Here is an 18,458-nt window from a genome sequence, read left to right on the forward strand (position 1 = left end):
GGCAGAGGGGGAGCCCAGCCGAGTGCACTGAAAAACGAACAAAAGGCTCCCTTCCAGTAGTGCGCACACCGCGGCACCGAAGCTTACGTGATAACTTAAAGATTGCAAACTTTGGTGACAGAAAAGCCGTAGCAAACTCGTTGACTTAGCGCTCTACGTGGAAATTAGCGATTGTTCCTCTTTTGCTGGGTACAAGCACAATCTTGGACGGGCCTGGAGACCCGTCCTACCCATCGTAATGTAGGCCGGGTCTCCAGGCCCGTCCGCTCGTGTCTTGGCATGAGGCATGCTTGCCGTGTCCGCTTCAACGTCCGTTGATTCTTGCTTGCCTAAACGCGTGCAAAGACAATCTTGGACGGGCCTGGAGACCCGTCCTACGTTTGCCCTGATCCCGAATTGGACGTATCCACGTGCCTAAATGATCTCTGGTTCTATCAACTCGGCTTTGTCGGCTGTAACTAACGCCACGCGGTATTCAGCATCGGTACCCGCAGCGCCGTAACGACCTTGTTTGTCGATGGCTAAGAAGTTGATGTGCAGTTCGCTAGCCGGCTTGCGTTCCAGTTTGGCAATCCGCTCGATGGCCGCGCGGCAAGCGGCGGTGGGGTCCATACCGGACCGCATGAACTCCACGATCAAGAATGAACCACAGTAGCGCATGACGTTTTCGCCGATGCCAGTCGCGCCGGCCGCGCCAATTTCGCCATCGACATACAGACCGCTGCCTAGAATTGGACTATCGCCGACTCGGCCTGGTAATTTGTAGGCCAGGCCGCTAGTCGAACAACCACCAGCAATATGACCATCGCTGTTAACGCCTACTAAAGCGATCGTGTCGTGATTGGGTGGCCGGCCACCTGGCTTTTGAGCCGCTTGCCAGGCTTGCCACTTAATCTTCTGCTCAGGCGTCAGCAATTCGGCAGTTTTGAATCCCTGTTCTTTGGCGAACCTGGCTGCACCTGCTCCGACCATCATGACATGTTTCGTCTTCTCCATGACGCGACGAGCTACTGAGATGGGGTGAGTATAGTTTTCCAGTGCCGCCACTGAGCCGGCTTTTTGTGTTTGCCCATCCATGATACAGGCGTCCAGTTGCACGACGCCCTCGGCGTTGGGCGCGCCGCCTGCGCCGACTGAATCAACCGAAGTATCCGCTTCAGTGACGTTGATACCTTGCTCGATAGCATCCAACATCGATCCACCGGCTAGCAAAGTCTTCAGCGATTGTTGACACGCCGGCAAGCCAAACTTCCAAGTCGCAATAAACAGTGGCCGCCCCTGGGCAGGCATGGCCCACGCCCCGCGCGGGGCCGCTACCAATGAACATCCCATCGCCGCCAATGCTTGACCGAAACTTCGACGCTGCATACTCATGATCTCGTCCTCTGGATGACCTCGTTCCATTTACGACCATCTGAATATAGTCGGTCGTTCAACGTAGCGGAACGCGTCAAGCGTTTCGGGCTCCGTCCAGAGTTTGCAAAGACCGAAAGCCTTGACGGCTTCCGCTACGCGTAATAAAGACCGAAAGCCTTGACGGCTTCCGCTACTTGATGCGCTGGAGCTTCACCGAGAGTGTCATGGCGGCGATACCAAAGCCGGCGGCGATCAGGCCGACCATCCAGTAGTGCGTTAGAGGACCACCACGAAAGCGCTCGCCGATAATCGAACCGGAGATAATGGGCCCAACGCCAGTGGCCAAATGCGAGACGGCTGTGTTGACGCTCATAAACGCGCCGCGCATTTGCGGATGTGCCGCCCGAATCATCATGGTCTGGGCTGGCACAACTCGACTGGACGCAAAGGTCATGAACAACGTGGCGGCGAAGATGGCTGTCATCGCCGAGACCACGGGCAAGTTGGTAATCACTACGCTCATGATTACGGCGGTGCCGGCGCAAAACAAGAATACCGGCCACGCCCCAATGCGGTCGGTCATCCACCCGCTGAGATTCATAAAGATCAGTGAGCTAACTCCGCCCACAGCATACATCCAGGGTAGGGCGGAGCGACTGAATCCGCAATTGGCTTCCAAGTACGTGGCAATGTATGGCGCAATCATGAAGGTGGCCAGAACCATGCTGAGCATAAAAGCAAACGAGACCTGATGATTGCGATCGCGCAGCACAGCCAAGAACTCAGTGACCGGATGCGGACGATCAGTGCGATCCATGTGCCCGCGCAGCGATGGCAGGAAACAGGCAGCTACAACCCAGACCACGACTGCCAAGCCTGCAATTCCCACAAAAGGTGCACTAAAATGATGAAAACCTTCGGCCAGCCACAAACCAATCGGTAGTCCCAACACCGACGCCACTGCAAAAGACGAAGTGACCGCGCCCAGGGCGCGGCCCCGCAGATGATGTGGAATCGTATCGCCGATAAAGGCCATGATCCCCGAAGCAACCACGCCACCACATGCGCCGGCTAAACAGCGCGCCAGCAACAAGTGCGTATAATTGGGAGCCAGTCCGCAGTAGAGTGTGGTTAAGGTGAAGCCCGCAAAACTAGCCAGCAACACGGTCTTACGATCAAAGCGATCGATCACCGTGGCAGCTGAAATACCGGCAATCATCGCCGCGATGCCGTAAGCCGAGACGATAAAACCGAACTGTTGAGGCGAGATGGCGAGTTCTTCGCGCAAGCGATCGCCCAGCGGCATGACGATGACAAAGTCGAGAATGTGCGTGAAATTAATCGCGGCCAGTAGCAACACCAGCTGCCACTGACTCCAGGACAGCCTATCGGCGATTGGTTGATTCAAGTTAGAAACTCGACGGTTCTGTTAGCTTTATCAACGCACGTCTCACTGAAGCGGTTGCCACTGAAAGCCTAAACCCACTCCATCGAGCAGTTGTGTTGGGATCGTACCATAGCGCACACGAAACATAGGAGCATAGCTGGCCATATAAGGTTCATTGCCTGCCGGACAATACTGGCGACCATTGCCTTCGATCGCGCCAACTGTTGGCAAACGGCTGGCCAAGCTGGCCGAATGCAAAAAGGAACCGCCAATACAGGTTAGGTCCTGCACACAAACAAACATTTGCTGATGAGCTGCAGCGGCGGCCATGAGCAAACACTCGGACTGACCCTTGCAGGCCTTGAGCGCTATTCCGCTATACCCGCGCTGTCGGGCTAACCGCAAGCTTTCCAGATCGGTTAACGATTCGTCGATGACAATCGGTCTCAGACGAGCAATGCGGTGTACCGTCATTTCCGTTCGCTGAGTCAAATCGCGCGGCGTCGGCTGTTCGATGTACTGCACGCGATCGAGCGCGGGTCGACTTAAACGCTCAATGCGCTCGATCAAGTCCAACACGTAGTCTTCGTTGGGACACTGCTCATTGAAGTCCAACGACACTCGCCACTTGCGCTCTGGGGCAACTTTTTCAGCCACGCGATTGACTTCAATAATCCGGCCGACATCCCAATCCAGATCGTTACCGGCCAATTTGATTTTCAAGTGGCTAATGCCGTCCGTGGTCAGCCATTGCTCGAGCGTTTCTGGTAAACCATCTCCGACTCGATTCCGCAAGTCATCATCGCTGAGCGGATCCAAGGCACCCACTAAGTGGTAGAGCGGCATGGTCGGCTTGGGCTTGGCCGATAAAAACTTGTCGGGATACATGCCAACATACTCTTCGCCCAGATATGCGCTCAGATCCTGGTTGAGATACTCGCTGTTCATCAAGTCGAATGAGTTCTTGCCGTGAGCGCGACCATAAGCGTCATGGATGGCTGCTTCCAGGGGACTGGCGGCGAGCATTACAGCCAGCTTGGGTATCGGCTCGGCCAGGTTGCGTTCCTTGGCAAAGTCGGCAGCGATCGCATCACGTTCTTTGGCCAGCAAGTGCGTAATCTGAAGTGGATCGCCACTGGGTCCTAGAGCTCGCGCATGGTCAAACAGGCGCTCGGCCAGTTCCAGCAGCAACCTCAAAGTCAATGGAGCTGGAATCTTGCTGGGCCAGGCCCAAGCGTTGCCCATCGTCATTTCGCCAGTGCCAACAATTTTCTTTCGCGAGCCGCTAACAGTAACTGTGACGTCACAGCGCAGCACGGTGCAGTCTTCTACGACACGACCGCCGAATTTCATCGGCGATCGGTACAGAAACGCGCGCGATTCAGAAGTTATGTCCTTGATGGCGATATCGGTGGCCTTGCCCATCCAGGTCCCACTTTCTATTTACATGGCTCTCGGGTAACAGATGCCTTAACCTAGCAAAAACTGCAGGCCGATGTCAGGGTGGCTAGGCGGCCGAAAATGTTAAACGCAGAGTTCACCACTGGAACCCGACGGGTTTCTGCGGCAACCTCTGCGTTAAAAGGAACCAGTGCCCTCGGTTTAGTAGAACCGGGGCTAACGCCCTCGGTTTACTTCAACAGGCAACGGTGCTTCGGAAAATTATTAGTTAGACTAAGCCTTTGCGAACTGCCCAAACAGCAGCTTGGGTTCGGTCGGACACACCGATCTTTCGCAAAATATGCTGAACGTGTTCCTTGACCGTCTCGTAACTGATGCTCAGCGCCAAAGCAATCTCTTTGTTGGTCAGACCGTTGGCCAATTGCTTGAGCACTTCGCTCTCGCGCTGGGTCAACGGTACTTCTACGTCGGTTTGCAAGCGCGGTGTGGCCAAGGCGCCGGTCACGCGTCGCAGCTCATCACGCGTCCAAGCGGTGTCACCGCGCATCGCGATACCAATCGACTCCAGAAGCCGCTCGCGTGAATCGCTCTTGAGCACATAACCCGAAGCGCCCAGCGCAACGGCTCGAGCCACGTAGGTTGGGTTGTCGTAAGTCGACAACAAAATCACGGGCAACTCGGGACGATCCAGTTTCACTCGGCCAAGCACGTACAATCCATCGCCCCCAGACATTCTGACGTCCAGAATCATCAAGTCGGGTTTCTTGGTCGCCACCAATTCGAGTGCTTGCTCGCCCGTCATTGCCTCCGCAACTACTTCGCACTCGGTACCCTGCAAGAGATTCTTCAAGCCCAAACGGACTACTTCATGGTCATCTGCAATCAACACAGATATAGCCATATGCGACCCTTAACTGAAAAGTGATGGATGCGTGTTGAAACAAGGGAAGGGAAAAGATCCAATCGAACTTGCCCACGGTATCCAGGACTTGGAACTACAGGCGTAGCCAAAGACAAGGAGAAACTGCGCTGGAGAGGAGTGTTCGAGCAAACCAAGGTTTACCGAAACTCAATAATCGCACCTGACCGCAATGGTCTATGGACTCGTTGGCCTGAGGGGAGAAGCCTTGTCGCAAGGCATCCACGGGAACACAGAACGGGGCGAGCATGAGTTCCAGGATTGCCCGAGTCACATCTTAAGTTGTCATAACTTTTTAGGGTGCGTTAATCTCCCTCACCTCAATTACTCCGTCTCGGTTTCGATCCAACTTTTCAAAGTCAGACGCTTCACCGAAAAACTCGCTCTGGCTGAGCTCACCGTCAGAATTATAGTCCATGCCTGCAAACCAAGTAGGGGCCGAGAGAGCGTTTGTGCCCCTTTTTTCCTGAGCCGTACCCCCCAACCGCGAAGCAGCCCCCCTCGAATCGCTACGTCCGACCGTCAAAACAATCGAAAGTGGCATTTCCTCCCGTGTCAGGACTTGGTCCCCATCCTTATCGAGGCGTTTTGCAGACTGCCTAAACTGCTCAAGCTCGCCATTTACTAATCTACCATCCCCGTTTGCATCCAGTAGTTCGTACCAAGGCGAGGGGCTGACCGCCCAGGAGACTTGAACTTGGTGCTGTCGTGGTCCAACTACCCATGACCAAGCTCGGTCTTCGGGTGCCTCCTCGGGTGGACCTGCCGCCGCCATCAACGGTGGCGTCGATGCGCTTTCAGGCGCACTTGTCGCCTCGTTAGCATCCGCGACCTCCGCCGGAGCAGTTGACATCTCAGAGGATGCCGCTGCGCGCACTAAGTCAAATGCTCCACCCTTGAGGTCGAACGTGGCCGTGAAGCCGCTTTCAAATTGGGGATCGTTCAAGGCCTGCTTCAAAAACTCACCAAAACGCGCTTTCGAACTCGCCGAATAATCATCGCGCACATTCAGCGTGATGATGCAGTTATTTAGTTCAATGCGACCGCCCTCGGCATTCTTGACCCAAGTAAGCACGGCGCTGCTGGATTGTTCATTGACCACTGCAGCAACGGGCGGTAGCACGAATGATATCACGGGCGATTGCCCATCCGACTGACCGTCGTTCGCAGGGCCTTTGCTAAACGTACTTGGAAAAGCTACAACCGAAGCAATCTCGACTGCATCGTCTTTCATCGCGAGCAGTTCTGTCTGAGCTAGTTTGCCATCTTGATCGGTGTCGATTTTATTAAATCGCGAGTCGTCCCAGGCTTCGAATAGCTCCCGAGTAATGCCATCGGAGAAGGTGTAGTAATCCATCAAGGAACGCGCAAACGTCTCGGGCTTGTTCAAATCCCAGCTGGCGATGGGCTTGATATCAATCAAACTTCGTCGCGCCGTGGCCATCATGGCTGGGGGAGCTTCAAAGCTGGTTCGCAATTCGCCCGCTGTAATGATGCCATCGGCATCGAAGTCATACTTTAAAATAGAGCGCGGCACAGCTTCGACTTCTGCCATTGAAAGCTGCTCATCTTGGTCAGTGTCTAACGGTCCCCATGGCGAATCAAGGTTCACGATGGGAGTAACGTTGGTCGACGCGGTGAGTTTTAGTTGTGGTCCACGCGATAAACCACGCGTCAGAAAGGCTCGAAACTCCGCGGCCTCGACCCGATCATCTTTGTTGATATCGTACAAGCTGACAAGTTGTTCGCGCTGCTCGGCGGTGGGCACCAGATTGCCCAACCATCCGGATCCCACCAGCGGTTTGTCTAGCAGTTCGCCCCAAGTTATTGGATGGTCAAAGTCAATGCCCAACTGCTTAGCCAACTCAATGGCCGAGCGTTCCATGCCTGTAGTTAGATCCATGCCTGAGACGTGGATATCCAGCCTCACTAGCCGTGGTCCACCAGGGGCTAGCACGGCTAAACGCAGCGTCGAAACGCTGGCTGGTTTGGGTTCGGCTGGTTCGGTTGGTTTGGTTAGGTCCGGCGGGCTATTCGCGGGACTGGCAGGCTGCGCACCCGCGTTCGACGTTGCTGACGCCGGAAGTGGCGCGGGCGGGTCACTGGGTTTGGCGCTGTTTGTCGTAGCGGCGCCAGCCGTAGCGGAGGTTTGTTCAGCACCAGTTGGAGAAGCTTGTTCGCTGGCCTGAGAACTGGCTGATGCTTGTTCAGGGTCCGCTGGTGGTGCAGCCGTGTGCAGCGATTTCACCGCTGGCTCGCGTGGGTCACTCTGCGCGACAGGCGGAGTCCCGCGAGGCTTGCAGGCGACGGCTTGCGTTAACAGCAAGGCGATAATCAGGCCAACTCGAATGTGCATAACCGCCTCCAGCCAAACGTGAAACTGAACGTTTCATTTTCGACGTTGTTCGCGGTAAATGCAACCTGTTGGCCCAAATGAGTTTTTTCAGCTGCACAGCGTGCCCAGGCCGCGCTAAAGGCTATTGCTTGGGAACAATCGGACCTTGAATGACACCGGAATTCGGGATGTTGGTCATCGAAGGAATCGATTCGTAGGTTCCTTGTACGCCAGTCCCGATGTAGCCGCCATCGACGTATTCGGTGCCCGTGCTGATGCCGCCTTCGTAGGCGCCGTAACCAGCGCAATTTTCGCATTCTTGAGCTTGTGGAGCAGCCGGTGCACTGCACAGGCCGTTACAAGGAGCACCTCGGAATAGATGCGGGAACCAACCACGGCCGCAACCAGTGGTCATTGTCAACAATACTGCCAGGACAATTAGCTTTCTCATGATTCGTTTCCCCGAGTGCAGATTCTATACAAACGTTAGGCTCTCTTTTGGGCCGCACAAATCTACGTTGTGTCTGCTGATGTGCAAACGAAACATGATGAATTTTTTCAACGTCTCGCATGTCGGCTTGTTCACTCGCCGATTCACTAACATGTACACAAATCGATCGATGCCCGAGCCATCAGCCGATTACAATTGAAGTCTCGATAACGATTATGCGGGTCGCGTCAGGCCTAACCTTTGTGCCGCTTGCCATGTTCACTGGATTTCTTATGCAACTTTGTCACTTCACCGGATCGCCCAATCCGCGTCGTGCACTGAGCCTGTTAGGCTTGGCATTGACGCTTTCGTGGTTCGTCGGAAGTGGCATGTGCCTGGCCAATGAATCTCCTCGCGTGCGTGTGGGTGACGAAGTCTGGGAGGTCAGTAGCCGTTGTTTGCCGGACCTGGAACAATGTGTGACTCTACACCCGGTGGATTTCAAGGTCTCACAATACACTTGCCAGTCGGCCTGGAAGGCCAGTTCCGAAGAAGCGCTGCAAGCCAGTTTCACGCAACAACCAACTATGCGCACCATCATCTACGCGCATGGCAATTGGATGGAGGTCGACAATGCGCGGGGGCGCGGCGGATACGTCTACAATCGCGTAGCCTGCCGGGCCGCTGAACCCATACGGTTCATCATGTACAGTTGGCCAAGCCAGCGCGAAGGTCGACCACTGCGAGATCTGTACGAAAAGGCCGACCGCTCCAATATCGACGACTACTACTTTGGCGTGCTCCTCGGACGGATACCTGAATCCGCACCGCTTGGCCTGTTGGGTTTCAGCTTCGGCGGACGCGTCGTTATCGGTGCCTTGCATATGGTCAGTGGTGGCGAATTAGATGGACGCCGCAGCCCTGTGTGGTCCACGCCTCGTCAGGTGCGAGTCGGCCTAATTGCCCCAGCCTTTGATCGCACGTGGTTGGCGGCTGGTCGTGAGTACGGGTTGGCCATCCAACAAGTCGACAAGCTCGTCAACATTTATAATTCGCGCGATCCAGTGCTGCGACGCTTCCGATTTATCAATCGCGTGACCACTCCCATTGCGGCCGGCTTTTCGGGGCTGGCCGATCCTCGCGCCACCCAGCCTTTGCAAGATGATCAACGGATCACACAATATGATTGCCAGTCGGCTGTCGGTTCGACTCACGATGAGATGAACTACTACCGCAAGTGTGCCGCTTACAACAATGCAATCGATAACGTGCTGGGCAAGTAAACGACAGCTGCCCGCAGAAGATAATGCTGGGAATTCATGCCGTCTGACCCAAACGATCCCCAACCTGCCCTTCAGGCAACCGCTTCCCAGCCCACGGCATTTGTGGCTGAGCGCGTTTCAAGCCAAGCCCAGTTGGACTGGTCAGCCGACAACTACTGGGAAGAGTTGTCCACTGCCCGACTATCCTTGGACGACTGGGGAACATTGCAAGGTGCTACGCTGGTCGAAAGACTGCGAACAGTAAACGGCATTCCGTTGGATGCACAAGCACACCTGGATCGATTGCAGGCGAGCGCCCAGGTACTGGGCATCGACATGCCACAATACTTGACATGTAAACTAATTGACGAGTGCGTGCAACGCAATCGCGACGGTTTTGGGCAAGCCGACTTTGGCATCGTGATTCTGCTAACGCCAGGACACACTGGCGACCGTCCCGCTGGACAGAAACCCACGGTAATCGTCCACGCAGCCGCGCTCCACTGGTCGCACCTGGCATATTGGTATCAATATGGCCAGCCCCTGGTCACTGGTGCCACGCGCAATGTGCCCGCCCAGTGTTGGACGCCTCACATTAAGACCCGCAGCAGATTGCATTACTATTTGGCTGACTCCCAAGCCGCCGCCAGTGGCTTGCCTTATGCCGGTGCGGCCATGTTGTCGCTGGATGACCACCTAACAGAATCTTCGGTTGCCAATCTAATGCTTGTTCGCCACGGAACCCTGATTGTTCCGCCACCCGACAGTGTGCTGCAGGGACTAAGTCTGCAACGCACACTGCGTTTGGCCGAGAACTTGGGAATCCCCGTTGCCTTTCGTTCTTTCTCGGTCAGCGAAGCTCAGCAAGCCGAAGGAGTCCTCTTGACTGGCACCTCCGGCTGCTTGTGGCCGGCTTCGCAGTTGGATGGCGTCGAATTCTCAAACCCAACACAGCATTCAACCTTCTTACGGCTCCGCGACGCATGGTGCCAAGACTTGGGAGTCGACTACGTCGAGCAAGCGATAAAATTCGCCACTCTGTAGCGGAAGCCGTCAAGGCTTTCGTATGTAGTCAAGGCTTTCGTATGTAGCGGAAGCCGTCAAGGCTTTCGTATGTGGATTGATCTCAGCCTGGTCGAAACGCTTGACGCGTTCCGCTACAGGAATTTCGAAACGCTTGACACGTTCCGCTACAGGAATTTCGAAACGCTTGACGCGTTCCGCTACAGGATCTCGAAAATAGCTTCGACTTCGACGGCCGACCCGGTAGGTATTTGAGCGAAGCCTAAGGCGCTGCGGGCGTGGAAGCCATTGGTGGTCTTGCCGTAGATTTGATGCAGCAAGTCACTGCAACCGTTGATGACCAGGTGCTGCTCATGGAACTCGAGCGTCGAATTTACACAGCCCAAGAGTTTCAAAACGCGCAGGCCATTGATCGAGCCTTGAAAGTTCCATACCGAGTTGAGGATCTTTTCGGCGCATTGTCGGGCAGCTACTTGACCCTGTTCAACACTCAGCCCGTCACCCAACTTGCCTTTCAAGTCGCTGACATGGCCGGAAGTAATCAGTAGATTGCCGGTCTTGACAACCATCGCCAAATAGCCTGGTTCTTGCTTGGTGAACTTGATGCCGAGCGACTCGGCAGTTTCTTGTGGTGTCACGAATTGGCTCCTGTTGTAGTAAGTGGAAATGGGCCAAGCATTGTAGCAAATAGTCCCGTCGTACAAGTTCCAGGTTTGCGATAGATTGGACGCATGCATGAACTAGATATTATCCCTACGCTGGTCGGAGGTTTAGGCGCTGCGTTGTTGTTTGGCTATGCCACGCAGCGGCTGGGCCTGTCGCCGATTGTAGGTTACTTGTTAGCCGGCGTCGTCATAGGCCCGAATTCTCCGGGCTTCGTGGCCGATTCAGATATTGCCAATCAGTTTGCCGAAGTCGGCGTTGTTCTGTTGATGTTCGGTGTGGGACTGCATTTTGATCTAGACGAATTGTCGCGAGTGCGGCGCATCGCTGTGCCGGGTGCTCTGCTGCAATGTACGCTGTCGATTGCGATGGGCTTTTGCGTTGCAACCTATTTGAACTGGAGCTGGATTCCGGCCCTGATCTTCGGAGTCTCAATCGCCTTCGCCAGTACGGTCGTCGTCACGCGGTTGCTGGCGGACGTAAACGAGCTGCAAACTCAGACGGGCAACGTCGCGATTGGCTGGTTGATTGTCCAGGACTTATTGGCTGTGCTGGTGCTCGTTTTATTGCCAGCCATGTCGGATGATCAAGCGTTTACCGTTAACGGGATCCTGCAAATCCTGTTGATCGCCGCCGCCAAGATGGCGATCGTCATTGCGCTGATCACCTTGGTTGGTGGCCGCTTTATACCTGGTGTGCTGCGCTATGTGGCGGAAACGCGATCACGTGAGCTATTCACGTTAACCGTGCTGGTGATCGTGTTAGGAATCGCGATGTTGTCGGCGCGCATGTTCGGAGTCTCGATGGCGTTGGGGGCATTTCTGGCTGGGATTGTTGTCGGTCAATCCGACTTCAGTTTGCGCGCTGCCTCTGAAGCGTTGCCGATGCGCGATGCGTTTGCCGTGTTGTTCTTCGTTTCGGTTGGCATGTTGTTTGACCCGATTGTATTCTGGGAGTCCAGCCAACTATTGATCCTGACGCTATTGATCATCTTGATCGGCACGCCCATGGTCAGTTTTGGGGCAGTACTGACGCTGGGCTATCCGTTGCGTTCGGCGCTGCGCGTAGCGTTGTGCCTGGGCCAGATCGGCGAATTCACGTTTATTGTGGCCAACCTGGCCATGCAAGAAGGGTTGCTGCCCAAGGAAGCCATGCATGTGCTGGTGGCTTGTTCGATTTTCTCGATCTCGGTCGCGCCCCTGGCTCAGTACCTGGTCGATCCCATCACTCGACTGTGCAATCGATCCAAATGGATGCATCCAGTGATTACAATGCGACGTCCCTTCTCATTGATGCCGGCGGCCACGCAGGATGCGCAGGATGATGAAAACCCCAACGAATTTCGGACTGTGATCGTGGGTTATGGACCAGTTGGCAAAACCGTAGCTCGACTGCTCAAAGAGAACGGAGTTGAACCGACGGTGATTGAGATGAACCACAGCAACCTGAGCACCATTCGTAGCGATGGCTTTCGAGCGGTGCTGGGCGATGCGAATCATGTGGAGACCCTCAAACATGCGGGGGTGGCTAGCAGCCTGAGCTTGATCTTAAGCGCTTCGACCATCCGCGGTGCCACCGAGATCATTCGCCTGGCACGTGAATTGAATCCGAAGATCAAGATCATCGTCCGCTCAGCCTATCTCCGCGATCGCCTGCCACTGATCCAGAACGGGGCCGACACTGTCTTTGCCGGCGAAGGCGAAGTAGCTATGGCGCTGGCCGAATATATGCTCCGCGACTTAGGTGCAACTCCTGAGCAGATCGACCGCGAACGCGACCGTTTGCGCTCCGACCTGTTTACTTGACCGCCTGAGATCCCAAGCTATGATCGACGTTGTCTCCTTTCGCTCCGCGAAAGGCAGTCAAAATATCCGTGCGCGCTCCACGAACGGCCGCGACGAATTCTATATTCCACCAAGAACTGGCGCGCGAGCCTTTCGCGGAGCGAAAGGAGACAATCCAACTCATGGTTCGAGCCTTCCAAATCGTTGTTTGCGTAGTGTTATGGATGCATGGCACTCCGCTGCATGCACAGTCACTACATGACGTAGAGTGGGATGTTGACTCTTTCTGGGGACGTCGCCTGCAAGCCTGTCGCACTGGGACATTGCCGGTGCTAAGCAACATCATGCAAGGCACTCAGCATTCCCACTTTGTGGAGAACTTTCGCATCGCGGCTGAACTGGCCGAAGGTGAACATCGTGGTCCAAGCTGGAACGATGGCGACACGTACAAATGGCTGGAAGCGCTTATCGCCCTGTCGGCGCAGATGCCCGATCCACAATTAACTGAAACGATCGAACAGACAATCGAACTGATCGCTCAAGCTCAGCGTGAGGATGGTTATCTGCATACTCCGGTGTTAATCGCCAATATTCACCAGCGGAAGCGTGGCGAACCACTCACGCCACCGTTTGGCAACCCCAACAACTTCGAAATGTACAACTTTGGCCATCTGATGACCGCTGCATGCTTGCATCATGAAGTTACGGGCCAGCGCCAGCTGCTGGAGGTAGCCATCAAGGCAGCGGATTTTCTCGATCGCGAATTCTCTCGGCCTAATGCTACACACGCTCGGCACGCTATGTGTCCGGCGCACTACATGGGTATCATTCAACTCTATCGCACCACCGGTGAAAAGCGCTATCTCCAGCTGGCTGAGCGTTGGCTGCGGATGCGCGACTTGGTCGTGGGTGGAGGCGATGACAATCAAGATCGTGTGCCGCTGCGCCAGCAGCGGGAAGCAGTTGGGCATGCGGTCCGCGCCAACTACTTGTACGCGGGCGTCGCCGATCTCTTGCGCGAGCAACCCGACGCCCCGCTGCAGTCGGCTATCACCAGTTGTTGGCAAAGCGTTCAAAACCACAAGATCTACATCACAGGTGGATGTGGTGCACTGTTCGATGGTGCTTCGCCCGATGGCTCGAAAGATCAAACGCACATCGCCCGCGTTCATCAAGCTTATGGACGCAACTATCAGTTGCCCAACTCCACTGCCCACAATGAAACGTGCGCAGCGATAGGTTATGTTCTTTGGAGCTATCGCATGTGGCAACTGACCGGCGATGGTCAGCATATCGATGCACTGGAAAACTCACTACTCAATGCGGTCCTGGCTGGGGTGAGCTTAGATGGCGAGAAATTCTTTTACACCAATACTCTGCGACAGCTCGAGCAGATGCCAACCGCTCTGCGCTGGTCGCGGCAACGTGAGAGTTGGATCAGTTGCTATTGTTGTCCACCGAATGTGGCGAGGACTGTCGCGAGCGTCAATCGCTATGCCTATGCATCCCAAGCTGGACGCACAGCCATTCTGCTATACGGCAGCAATCATTTTAAATCAGCCCGAGCCAACCAGCAGTCGCTGGCCCTTTGCCAGACTTCCAATTACCCAGCCGATGGCCACGTCGAGATTACGGTTGAGTCAGCGCCCAGCCAGTCACATGCACTTGCATTTCGAATACCCGGTTGGTGCCAAAATTTCCAGTTGAGTCTCAATGGCGGGCTGCAGGATATCAAACCTGTCGCCGGCTTTGCAGCAATCGATCGCGTGTGGCAACCCGGAGATCGCGTATCGCTGAACCTCGATATGCCCGTGCGGCTGATGTCAGCCCATCCACTAGTCGAAGAGTGCCGCGGCCAAGTGGCCGTGGTACGCGGCCCTTTGGTTTACTGCCTCGAATCGTGTGATTTGCCAGTCGGACGATCGGTTCAGGATGTAGCTTTACGAGCTGATCAACCGTGGGTACCGGACGTCGGTCGGCAAGAGCTCGGCAGCGTCTCAATTCTGCGAGGGCAACTGCTCATCAATAGCCCAACGGTCGCGGATGAATCAACCACTTCAGCACTTTACCAGCCCTTCGTTCCACCCCGCTGGCAATCGATTGAAGCGCAACTGATCCCATACTACGCTTGGAGCAATCGCCAAGCTCAAGAAATGTCGGTATGGTTGCCCGTGGCCAACTAAGTCTCCTCTCCGCGAAAGCCAGAGTCTCCTTTCGCTCCGCGAAAGGCAGCTGCCTGGTTCTCCGTTGGCTCTGTGAACGAAACTGCCTTTTGCGGAGCAAAAGGAGACACTGTCACACAGGCAGCCTAATGCGAAACTTCGAGCCTACAGTGGCCTGGGTTTCTATCTCGATAGTTCCACGCAGTTGTTTGACTATGCTTTGTACGATGCTCAAGCCCAGGCCAGTACCTTTGTCGACTGGTTTCGTCGTAAAGAACGGATCGAAGATCAAATTGACGCTCCTTTCATCGATGCCCGTCCCATTGTCCGAAACTTCTAACACTATTTGCTGTAGTTGACTGGAGTCGTTTTCACTGTAGGTGCGAATGTCAATGTTCCCGATTTCGCAAATCGCATCGCGAGCGTTCAGGCAAAGATTCATTACGACCTGTTCGATTTGTCCTGGATCAGCCAGTAGAGAGGGAAGACCGGGATCAAGATGCATAGAGATCGACATTGAGCTGGGCAACAACTTGCGTACCAGCGCGATGGTTTCGGATACGACTTTATTCAAACAGATCGGCATTGGGCGTTGAGGTCGAGTCCGGCTGAATTCGAGCAGTTGGCGAACCAGCGTGGTAGCCCGAGCCGCAGCCAATTGAATCTGCTCTGCCGATTCGTGAATCGCCGTCAAGTCCGCTTCACCCGCCAACAAATCTGCATGTCCCATTACCACAGTCAATAAGTTATTGAAGTCATGGGCAATGCCGCCGGCCAAGCGACCTACGGCCTCAAACTTCTGATTCTGCGCAATCTCGTGCTCAAGTCGCTTGCGTTCGGTCGTGTCCATACCAATACCGATAACTTTAACCGGTGTGCCTGCCAGATCCATTACCCGCTTGCCATAGGAATACCGCCAACGCGTTGTTCGATCCGGCAAGAGCACCTGAAACTCCGCTTCGTAATCCACACCCGTTTTCACGCAGTTGAAGAACCGTGCGCGAACGTCCGTGCGCTGCTCGAGATCGACCAGCTCCAAAAACTCGTCAGGCGTTTTCGGCAGCACACGATCACCGTAGCCATAGATGCCCGAGTAGACTGAATCCCAACTTATCAGACCTGAGTTGATGTCATACTCCCAAATGCCCAGCTTGGCCCCGCCTAGCGCGATCGCTAGACGCTCCTCTTGATAGGACCTGCCGGATACATCAACTACAACTGCCAGGCGGGCCGGGCAGCCCTCGAATTGGATATCTGACGTGGCCACTTCAACTTCAATCAGTTCTCCATTCTTTTTTCGGTGACGCCAAACTCCTGAAGGCCGATGCAGGCCAGGCTCACGCACCAGTGCTACTATGCGATCCAGATCCTCAGGTGGTCGGATGTCAGCAACCGTCATTGTCAAGAATTCGTCGCGCGCGTATCCATAAACCTCTAGCGCGCGATGGTTGACGGCTAGAAATCTCAAGTTGTTGGGATTGAATACCCAGGACGGAAATGGCAAGTGTTCAAAGACACAATCAATAGGACTCATCGGCCGAAGAGCTCTATTTGTTAGATTTAGGAGCCGTAAAAAAAATGGGAACCGTCAGAATTTTCGGGTTATCGAAATCCGTTTGCGAGCGACGTCGATCTCCATCACCTTAACTTTCACAATATCACCAACCGCAACTACTTCGTTGGGATCTTTCACAAAGGTGTTCGAGAGTTGCGAAATGTGGACAAGCGCATCCTGATGCACGCCAATATCCACAAACGCACCAAAATGCGTGACGTTGGTGACCACGCCTTCCAAGATCATGCCAGGCTTTAAATCTTCCATCGTCTGAACGCTGTCGTCGAACTGAACAGCGCGAAATTCGCTGCGCGGATCTCGTCCCGGTTTGCCCAGCTCGGCAATTATGTCTCGCACGGTGGGCAAGCCGCACATGTTATCGACAAAGTCCTGCGCATTCAACTTCTGCGACAAAGTTGCATTGCCGACCAGGCTGTGAGTATCCACCATTAGTCGGGCCGCCATTTTCTTGACGACCGGATAGCTTTCCGGATGTACGGCTGAATTGTCTAGTGGTTCACTACCTTCGCGAATGCGTAAGAAACCCGCAGCTTGCTCGAAGGCCTTGGCACCTAGCTTGGGCACGCGTAGCAAGTCGGCTCGGCATTCAAAACGCCCATGCTGATCGCGATATTCGACAATGTTCTCTGCCAGTTTGGGACCGATGCCCGCCACGTAGGATAGCAACGGCGCGCTGGCCAGATTCAGATCGACTCCCACACTGTTGACGCAAGACTCCACTTCGCGCTCCAGTCTCTTGCGCAGTAGTTTTTGGTCGACGTCGTGTTGGTATTGACCTACTCCGATGCTTTTGGGATCGGACTTAACGAGTTCAGCCAGCGGATCTTGCAATCGATGTGCGATGCTGATAGCACCGCGGACTGTCACATCCAGGTCCGGATATTCGCGCACCGCCAGCTCACTGGCTGAGTAAATCGAAGCTCCAGCTTCACTGACGATAACCTTCGTCAATTTTAATCCGTTCTCTTTCAGCAATTGACTCATGAAGTGGTCGGTCTCACGCGAAGCGGTACCGTTGCCGATAGCGATCAATTCAATTTTGTATTTCTTGATCAGCTCCAGGATCGCTTTTGAAGCACCCTGGATGTCTTCGTGGGGAGGCGTGGGGTAGACGGTCGTGTGCGCTACATATTTGCCTGTATGATCTACCACCGCCAATTTGCAGCCCGTGCGGAAGCCTGGATCGATACCCAGTGTGACCTTGGGACCCGCCGGCGGGGCCATCAACAATTCGCGCAGGTTTTTGCCAAACACGGAGATGGCTTCTTCGTCCGCCTTGGCTTTCAGTTCGTGCAGCACACTGGTCTCAGTGGCCGGCATTAACAACCTTTCAAAACAGTCTTCGACCGCGCCCAGCAATTCTTGATGGAACTCGAAATCGCGGTTTTTCACCAGCCGCTGTTTGAGTTGGTTCATTTGCGTTTGGGTTTCGTCTTCCTCGAACTCGACGCCCACGCGCAATAGTCCTTCGGCTTCACCGCGCAGCATGGCCAACAATCGATGCGATGGGATTTTGGCTGCCGACTCGCGATGGTCCAGGTAGGCTTCGAACTTGTTGGCTTCGTCCTTCTTACCACGTTTTATTTGAGAGACGACGCGCCCGCGTGAGCGGGCTTGTTCGGCCATCCACAATCGCGTGGGTGGGTCATCACTCCACTGTTCCGCAATAATGTCGAGCGCACCGGCTAGGGCCGTGGCGGAATCAGGCACTTCTTTATCGGGACTAACGAATGACTTCAACAGCTCTTGCTTCGACTTACCGAGTCGCTGTTGGCTTAGCAGCAAGTCGGCCAAGGGTTGCAAGCCTCGTTCGCGGGCCACCGTAGCGCGTGTTCGGCGTTTGGGCTTATACGGTTGATAAAGTGCTTCCAGCGTAGCCAGATCGGCACAAGACTCAATTTGTCGCCGCAAGCTATCGGTCAGTAGCCCTTGACCGTCGATTGTTTTAAGGACTGTCTCTTTGCGCGCAGCCAACTCACGCGCCCGCTCGATGCCATCCTCAATCGCACGCAGGGCCTGTTCATCCAGGCCTTGCGTGACTTCTTTGCGGTAGCGCGCGATAAAGGGAATTGTATTGCCAGCGTCCAACAGTTCCACCGCTTTGGTGATCTGTTCAATCTTGACATTCAATTCGGCGGCCAGAGCCACCATCGCAGCTTG

14 protein-coding genes are annotated in these 18,458 nt (G+C 54.8%); 4 read left to right on the plus strand and 10 right to left on the minus strand.

The features are described from left to right. Positions 1–414: 414 nt before the first annotated feature. The 6 genes from SH573x_RS15695 to SH573x_RS15720 form a co-directional block, all read right to left on the minus strand. Positions 415–1,374: a glycosylasparaginase gene (locus SH573x_RS15695; protein ID WP_479356535.1), complete on the minus strand. Its 960-nt coding sequence runs from the start codon at positions 1,372–1,374 to the stop codon at positions 415–417. A gap of 172 nt (positions 1,375–1,546) precedes the next feature. After that, positions 1,547–2,764 (minus strand): MFS transporter, encoded by a 1,218-nt coding sequence (locus SH573x_RS15700; RefSeq protein ID WP_479356536.1) that lies wholly within the window; start codon positions 2,762–2,764, stop codon positions 1,547–1,549. A gap of 42 nt (positions 2,765–2,806) precedes the next feature. After that, a complete protein-coding gene (locus SH573x_RS15705; protein WP_479356538.1) occupies positions 2,807–4,168 on the minus strand; it encodes an enolase C-terminal domain-like protein in 1,362 nt (453 codons plus the stop codon). Between the two features lie 244 nt (positions 4,169–4,412). After that, positions 4,413–5,045, minus strand: a complete 633-nt coding sequence (locus SH573x_RS15710; RefSeq protein ID WP_479356540.1) for a response regulator — start codon at positions 5,043–5,045, stop codon at positions 4,413–4,415. A 313-nt stretch (positions 5,046–5,358) separates the two neighbouring features. Beyond that, on the minus strand, positions 5,359–7,419 hold the full coding sequence (locus SH573x_RS15715; RefSeq protein WP_479356542.1) for an EF-hand domain-containing protein: 2,061 nt from the start codon (positions 7,417–7,419) through the stop codon (positions 5,359–5,361). A gap of 121 nt (positions 7,420–7,540) precedes the next feature. Beyond that, on the minus strand, positions 7,541–7,849 hold the full coding sequence (locus SH573x_RS15720) for a hypothetical protein (RefSeq protein WP_479356544.1): 309 nt from the start codon (positions 7,847–7,849) through the stop codon (positions 7,541–7,543). A gap of 215 nt (positions 7,850–8,064) precedes the next feature. Here SH573x_RS15720 and SH573x_RS15725 point away from each other — a divergent pair, with 215 nt between their 5' ends. Then, positions 8,065–9,111: an alpha/beta hydrolase family protein gene (locus SH573x_RS15725; protein ID WP_479356546.1), complete on the plus strand. Its 1,047-nt coding sequence runs from the start codon at positions 8,065–8,067 to the stop codon at positions 9,109–9,111. A 36-nt stretch (positions 9,112–9,147) separates the two neighbouring features. After that, the gene (locus tag SH573x_RS15730) at positions 9,148–10,134 is read left to right on the plus strand and encodes an aminotransferase class IV (protein WP_479356548.1); all 987 of its coding nucleotides are present in this window, start codon (positions 9,148–9,150) and stop codon (positions 10,132–10,134) included. 179 nt (positions 10,135–10,313) lie between these two features. On the opposite strand, the gene SH573x_RS15735 is transcribed toward SH573x_RS15730, so the two are convergent. Beyond that, entirely contained in the window at positions 10,314–10,751 is a 438-nt protein-coding gene (locus SH573x_RS15735) for a RidA family protein (protein ID WP_479356549.1), read from the minus strand. 93 nt (positions 10,752–10,844) lie between these two features. On the opposite strand from SH573x_RS15735, the gene SH573x_RS15740 reads away from it, so the two are divergent. Then, positions 10,845–12,581: a cation:proton antiporter gene (locus SH573x_RS15740; protein WP_479356551.1), complete on the plus strand. Its 1,737-nt coding sequence runs from the start codon at positions 10,845–10,847 to the stop codon at positions 12,579–12,581. On the opposite strand, the gene SH573x_RS15745 is transcribed toward SH573x_RS15740, so the two are convergent. Beyond that, the gene (locus SH573x_RS15745; RefSeq protein ID WP_479356553.1) at positions 12,574–12,744 is read right to left on the minus strand and encodes a hypothetical protein; all 171 of its coding nucleotides are present in this window, start codon (positions 12,742–12,744) and stop codon (positions 12,574–12,576) included. The genes SH573x_RS15740 and SH573x_RS15745 overlap by 8 nt on opposite strands. Here SH573x_RS15745 and SH573x_RS15750 point away from each other — a divergent pair. Further along, positions 12,743–14,743, plus strand: coding sequence for a glycoside hydrolase family 127 protein (locus SH573x_RS15750; protein ID WP_479356555.1), 2,001 nt, complete (start codon positions 12,743–12,745; stop codon positions 14,741–14,743). The genes SH573x_RS15745 and SH573x_RS15750 overlap by 2 nt on opposite strands. Before the next feature lie 112 nt (positions 14,744–14,855). On the opposite strand, the gene SH573x_RS15755 is transcribed toward SH573x_RS15750, so the two are convergent. Next, positions 14,856–16,256: an ATP-binding protein gene (locus tag SH573x_RS15755; RefSeq protein WP_479356557.1), complete on the minus strand. Its 1,401-nt coding sequence runs from the start codon at positions 16,254–16,256 to the stop codon at positions 14,856–14,858. 54 nt (positions 16,257–16,310) lie between these two features. Further along, a complete protein-coding gene (locus SH573x_RS15760) occupies positions 16,311–18,449 on the minus strand; it encodes a Tex family protein (RefSeq protein WP_479356746.1) in 2,139 nt (712 codons plus the stop codon). Positions 18,450–18,458 lie beyond the last annotated feature (9 nt).

The organism is Rania fehmarnensis (assembly GCF_056494185.1).

Coding starts and splice junctions, on each gene's coding strand:
- SH573x_RS15695 (WP_479356535.1), bottom strand. CDS start 1,374: ATGAGTATGCAGCGTCGAAGTTTCGGTCAAGCATTGGCGGCGATGGGA.
- SH573x_RS15705 (WP_479356538.1), bottom strand. CDS start 4,168: ATGGGCAAGGCCACCGATATCGCCATCAAGGACATAACTTCTGAATCG.
- SH573x_RS15710 (WP_479356540.1), bottom strand. CDS start 5,045: ATGGCTATATCTGTGTTGATTGCAGATGACCATGAAGTAGTCCGTTTG.
- SH573x_RS15715 (WP_479356542.1), bottom strand. CDS start 7,419: ATGCACATTCGAGTTGGCCTGATTATCGCCTTGCTGTTAACGCAAGCC.
- SH573x_RS15720 (WP_479356544.1), bottom strand. CDS start 7,849: ATGAGAAAGCTAATTGTCCTGGCAGTATTGTTGACAATGACCACTGGT.
- SH573x_RS15725 (WP_479356546.1), top strand. CDS start 8,065: ATGCGGGTCGCGTCAGGCCTAACCTTTGTGCCGCTTGCCATGTTCACT.
- SH573x_RS15730 (WP_479356548.1), top strand. CDS start 9,148: ATGCCGTCTGACCCAAACGATCCCCAACCTGCCCTTCAGGCAACCGCT.
- SH573x_RS15740 (WP_479356551.1), top strand. CDS start 10,845: ATGCATGAACTAGATATTATCCCTACGCTGGTCGGAGGTTTAGGCGCT.
- SH573x_RS15750 (WP_479356555.1), top strand. CDS start 12,743: ATGGTTCGAGCCTTCCAAATCGTTGTTTGCGTAGTGTTATGGATGCAT.
- SH573x_RS15745 (WP_479356553.1), bottom strand. CDS start 12,744: ATGAGTTGGATTGTCTCCTTTCGCTCCGCGAAAGGCTCGCGCGCCAGT.
- SH573x_RS15755 (WP_479356557.1), bottom strand. CDS start 16,256: ATGAGTCCTATTGATTGTGTCTTTGAACACTTGCCATTTCCGTCCTGG.
- SH573x_RS15760 (WP_479356746.1), bottom strand. CDS start 18,449: ATGGTGGCTCTGGCCGCCGAATTGAATGTCAAGATTGAACAGATCACC.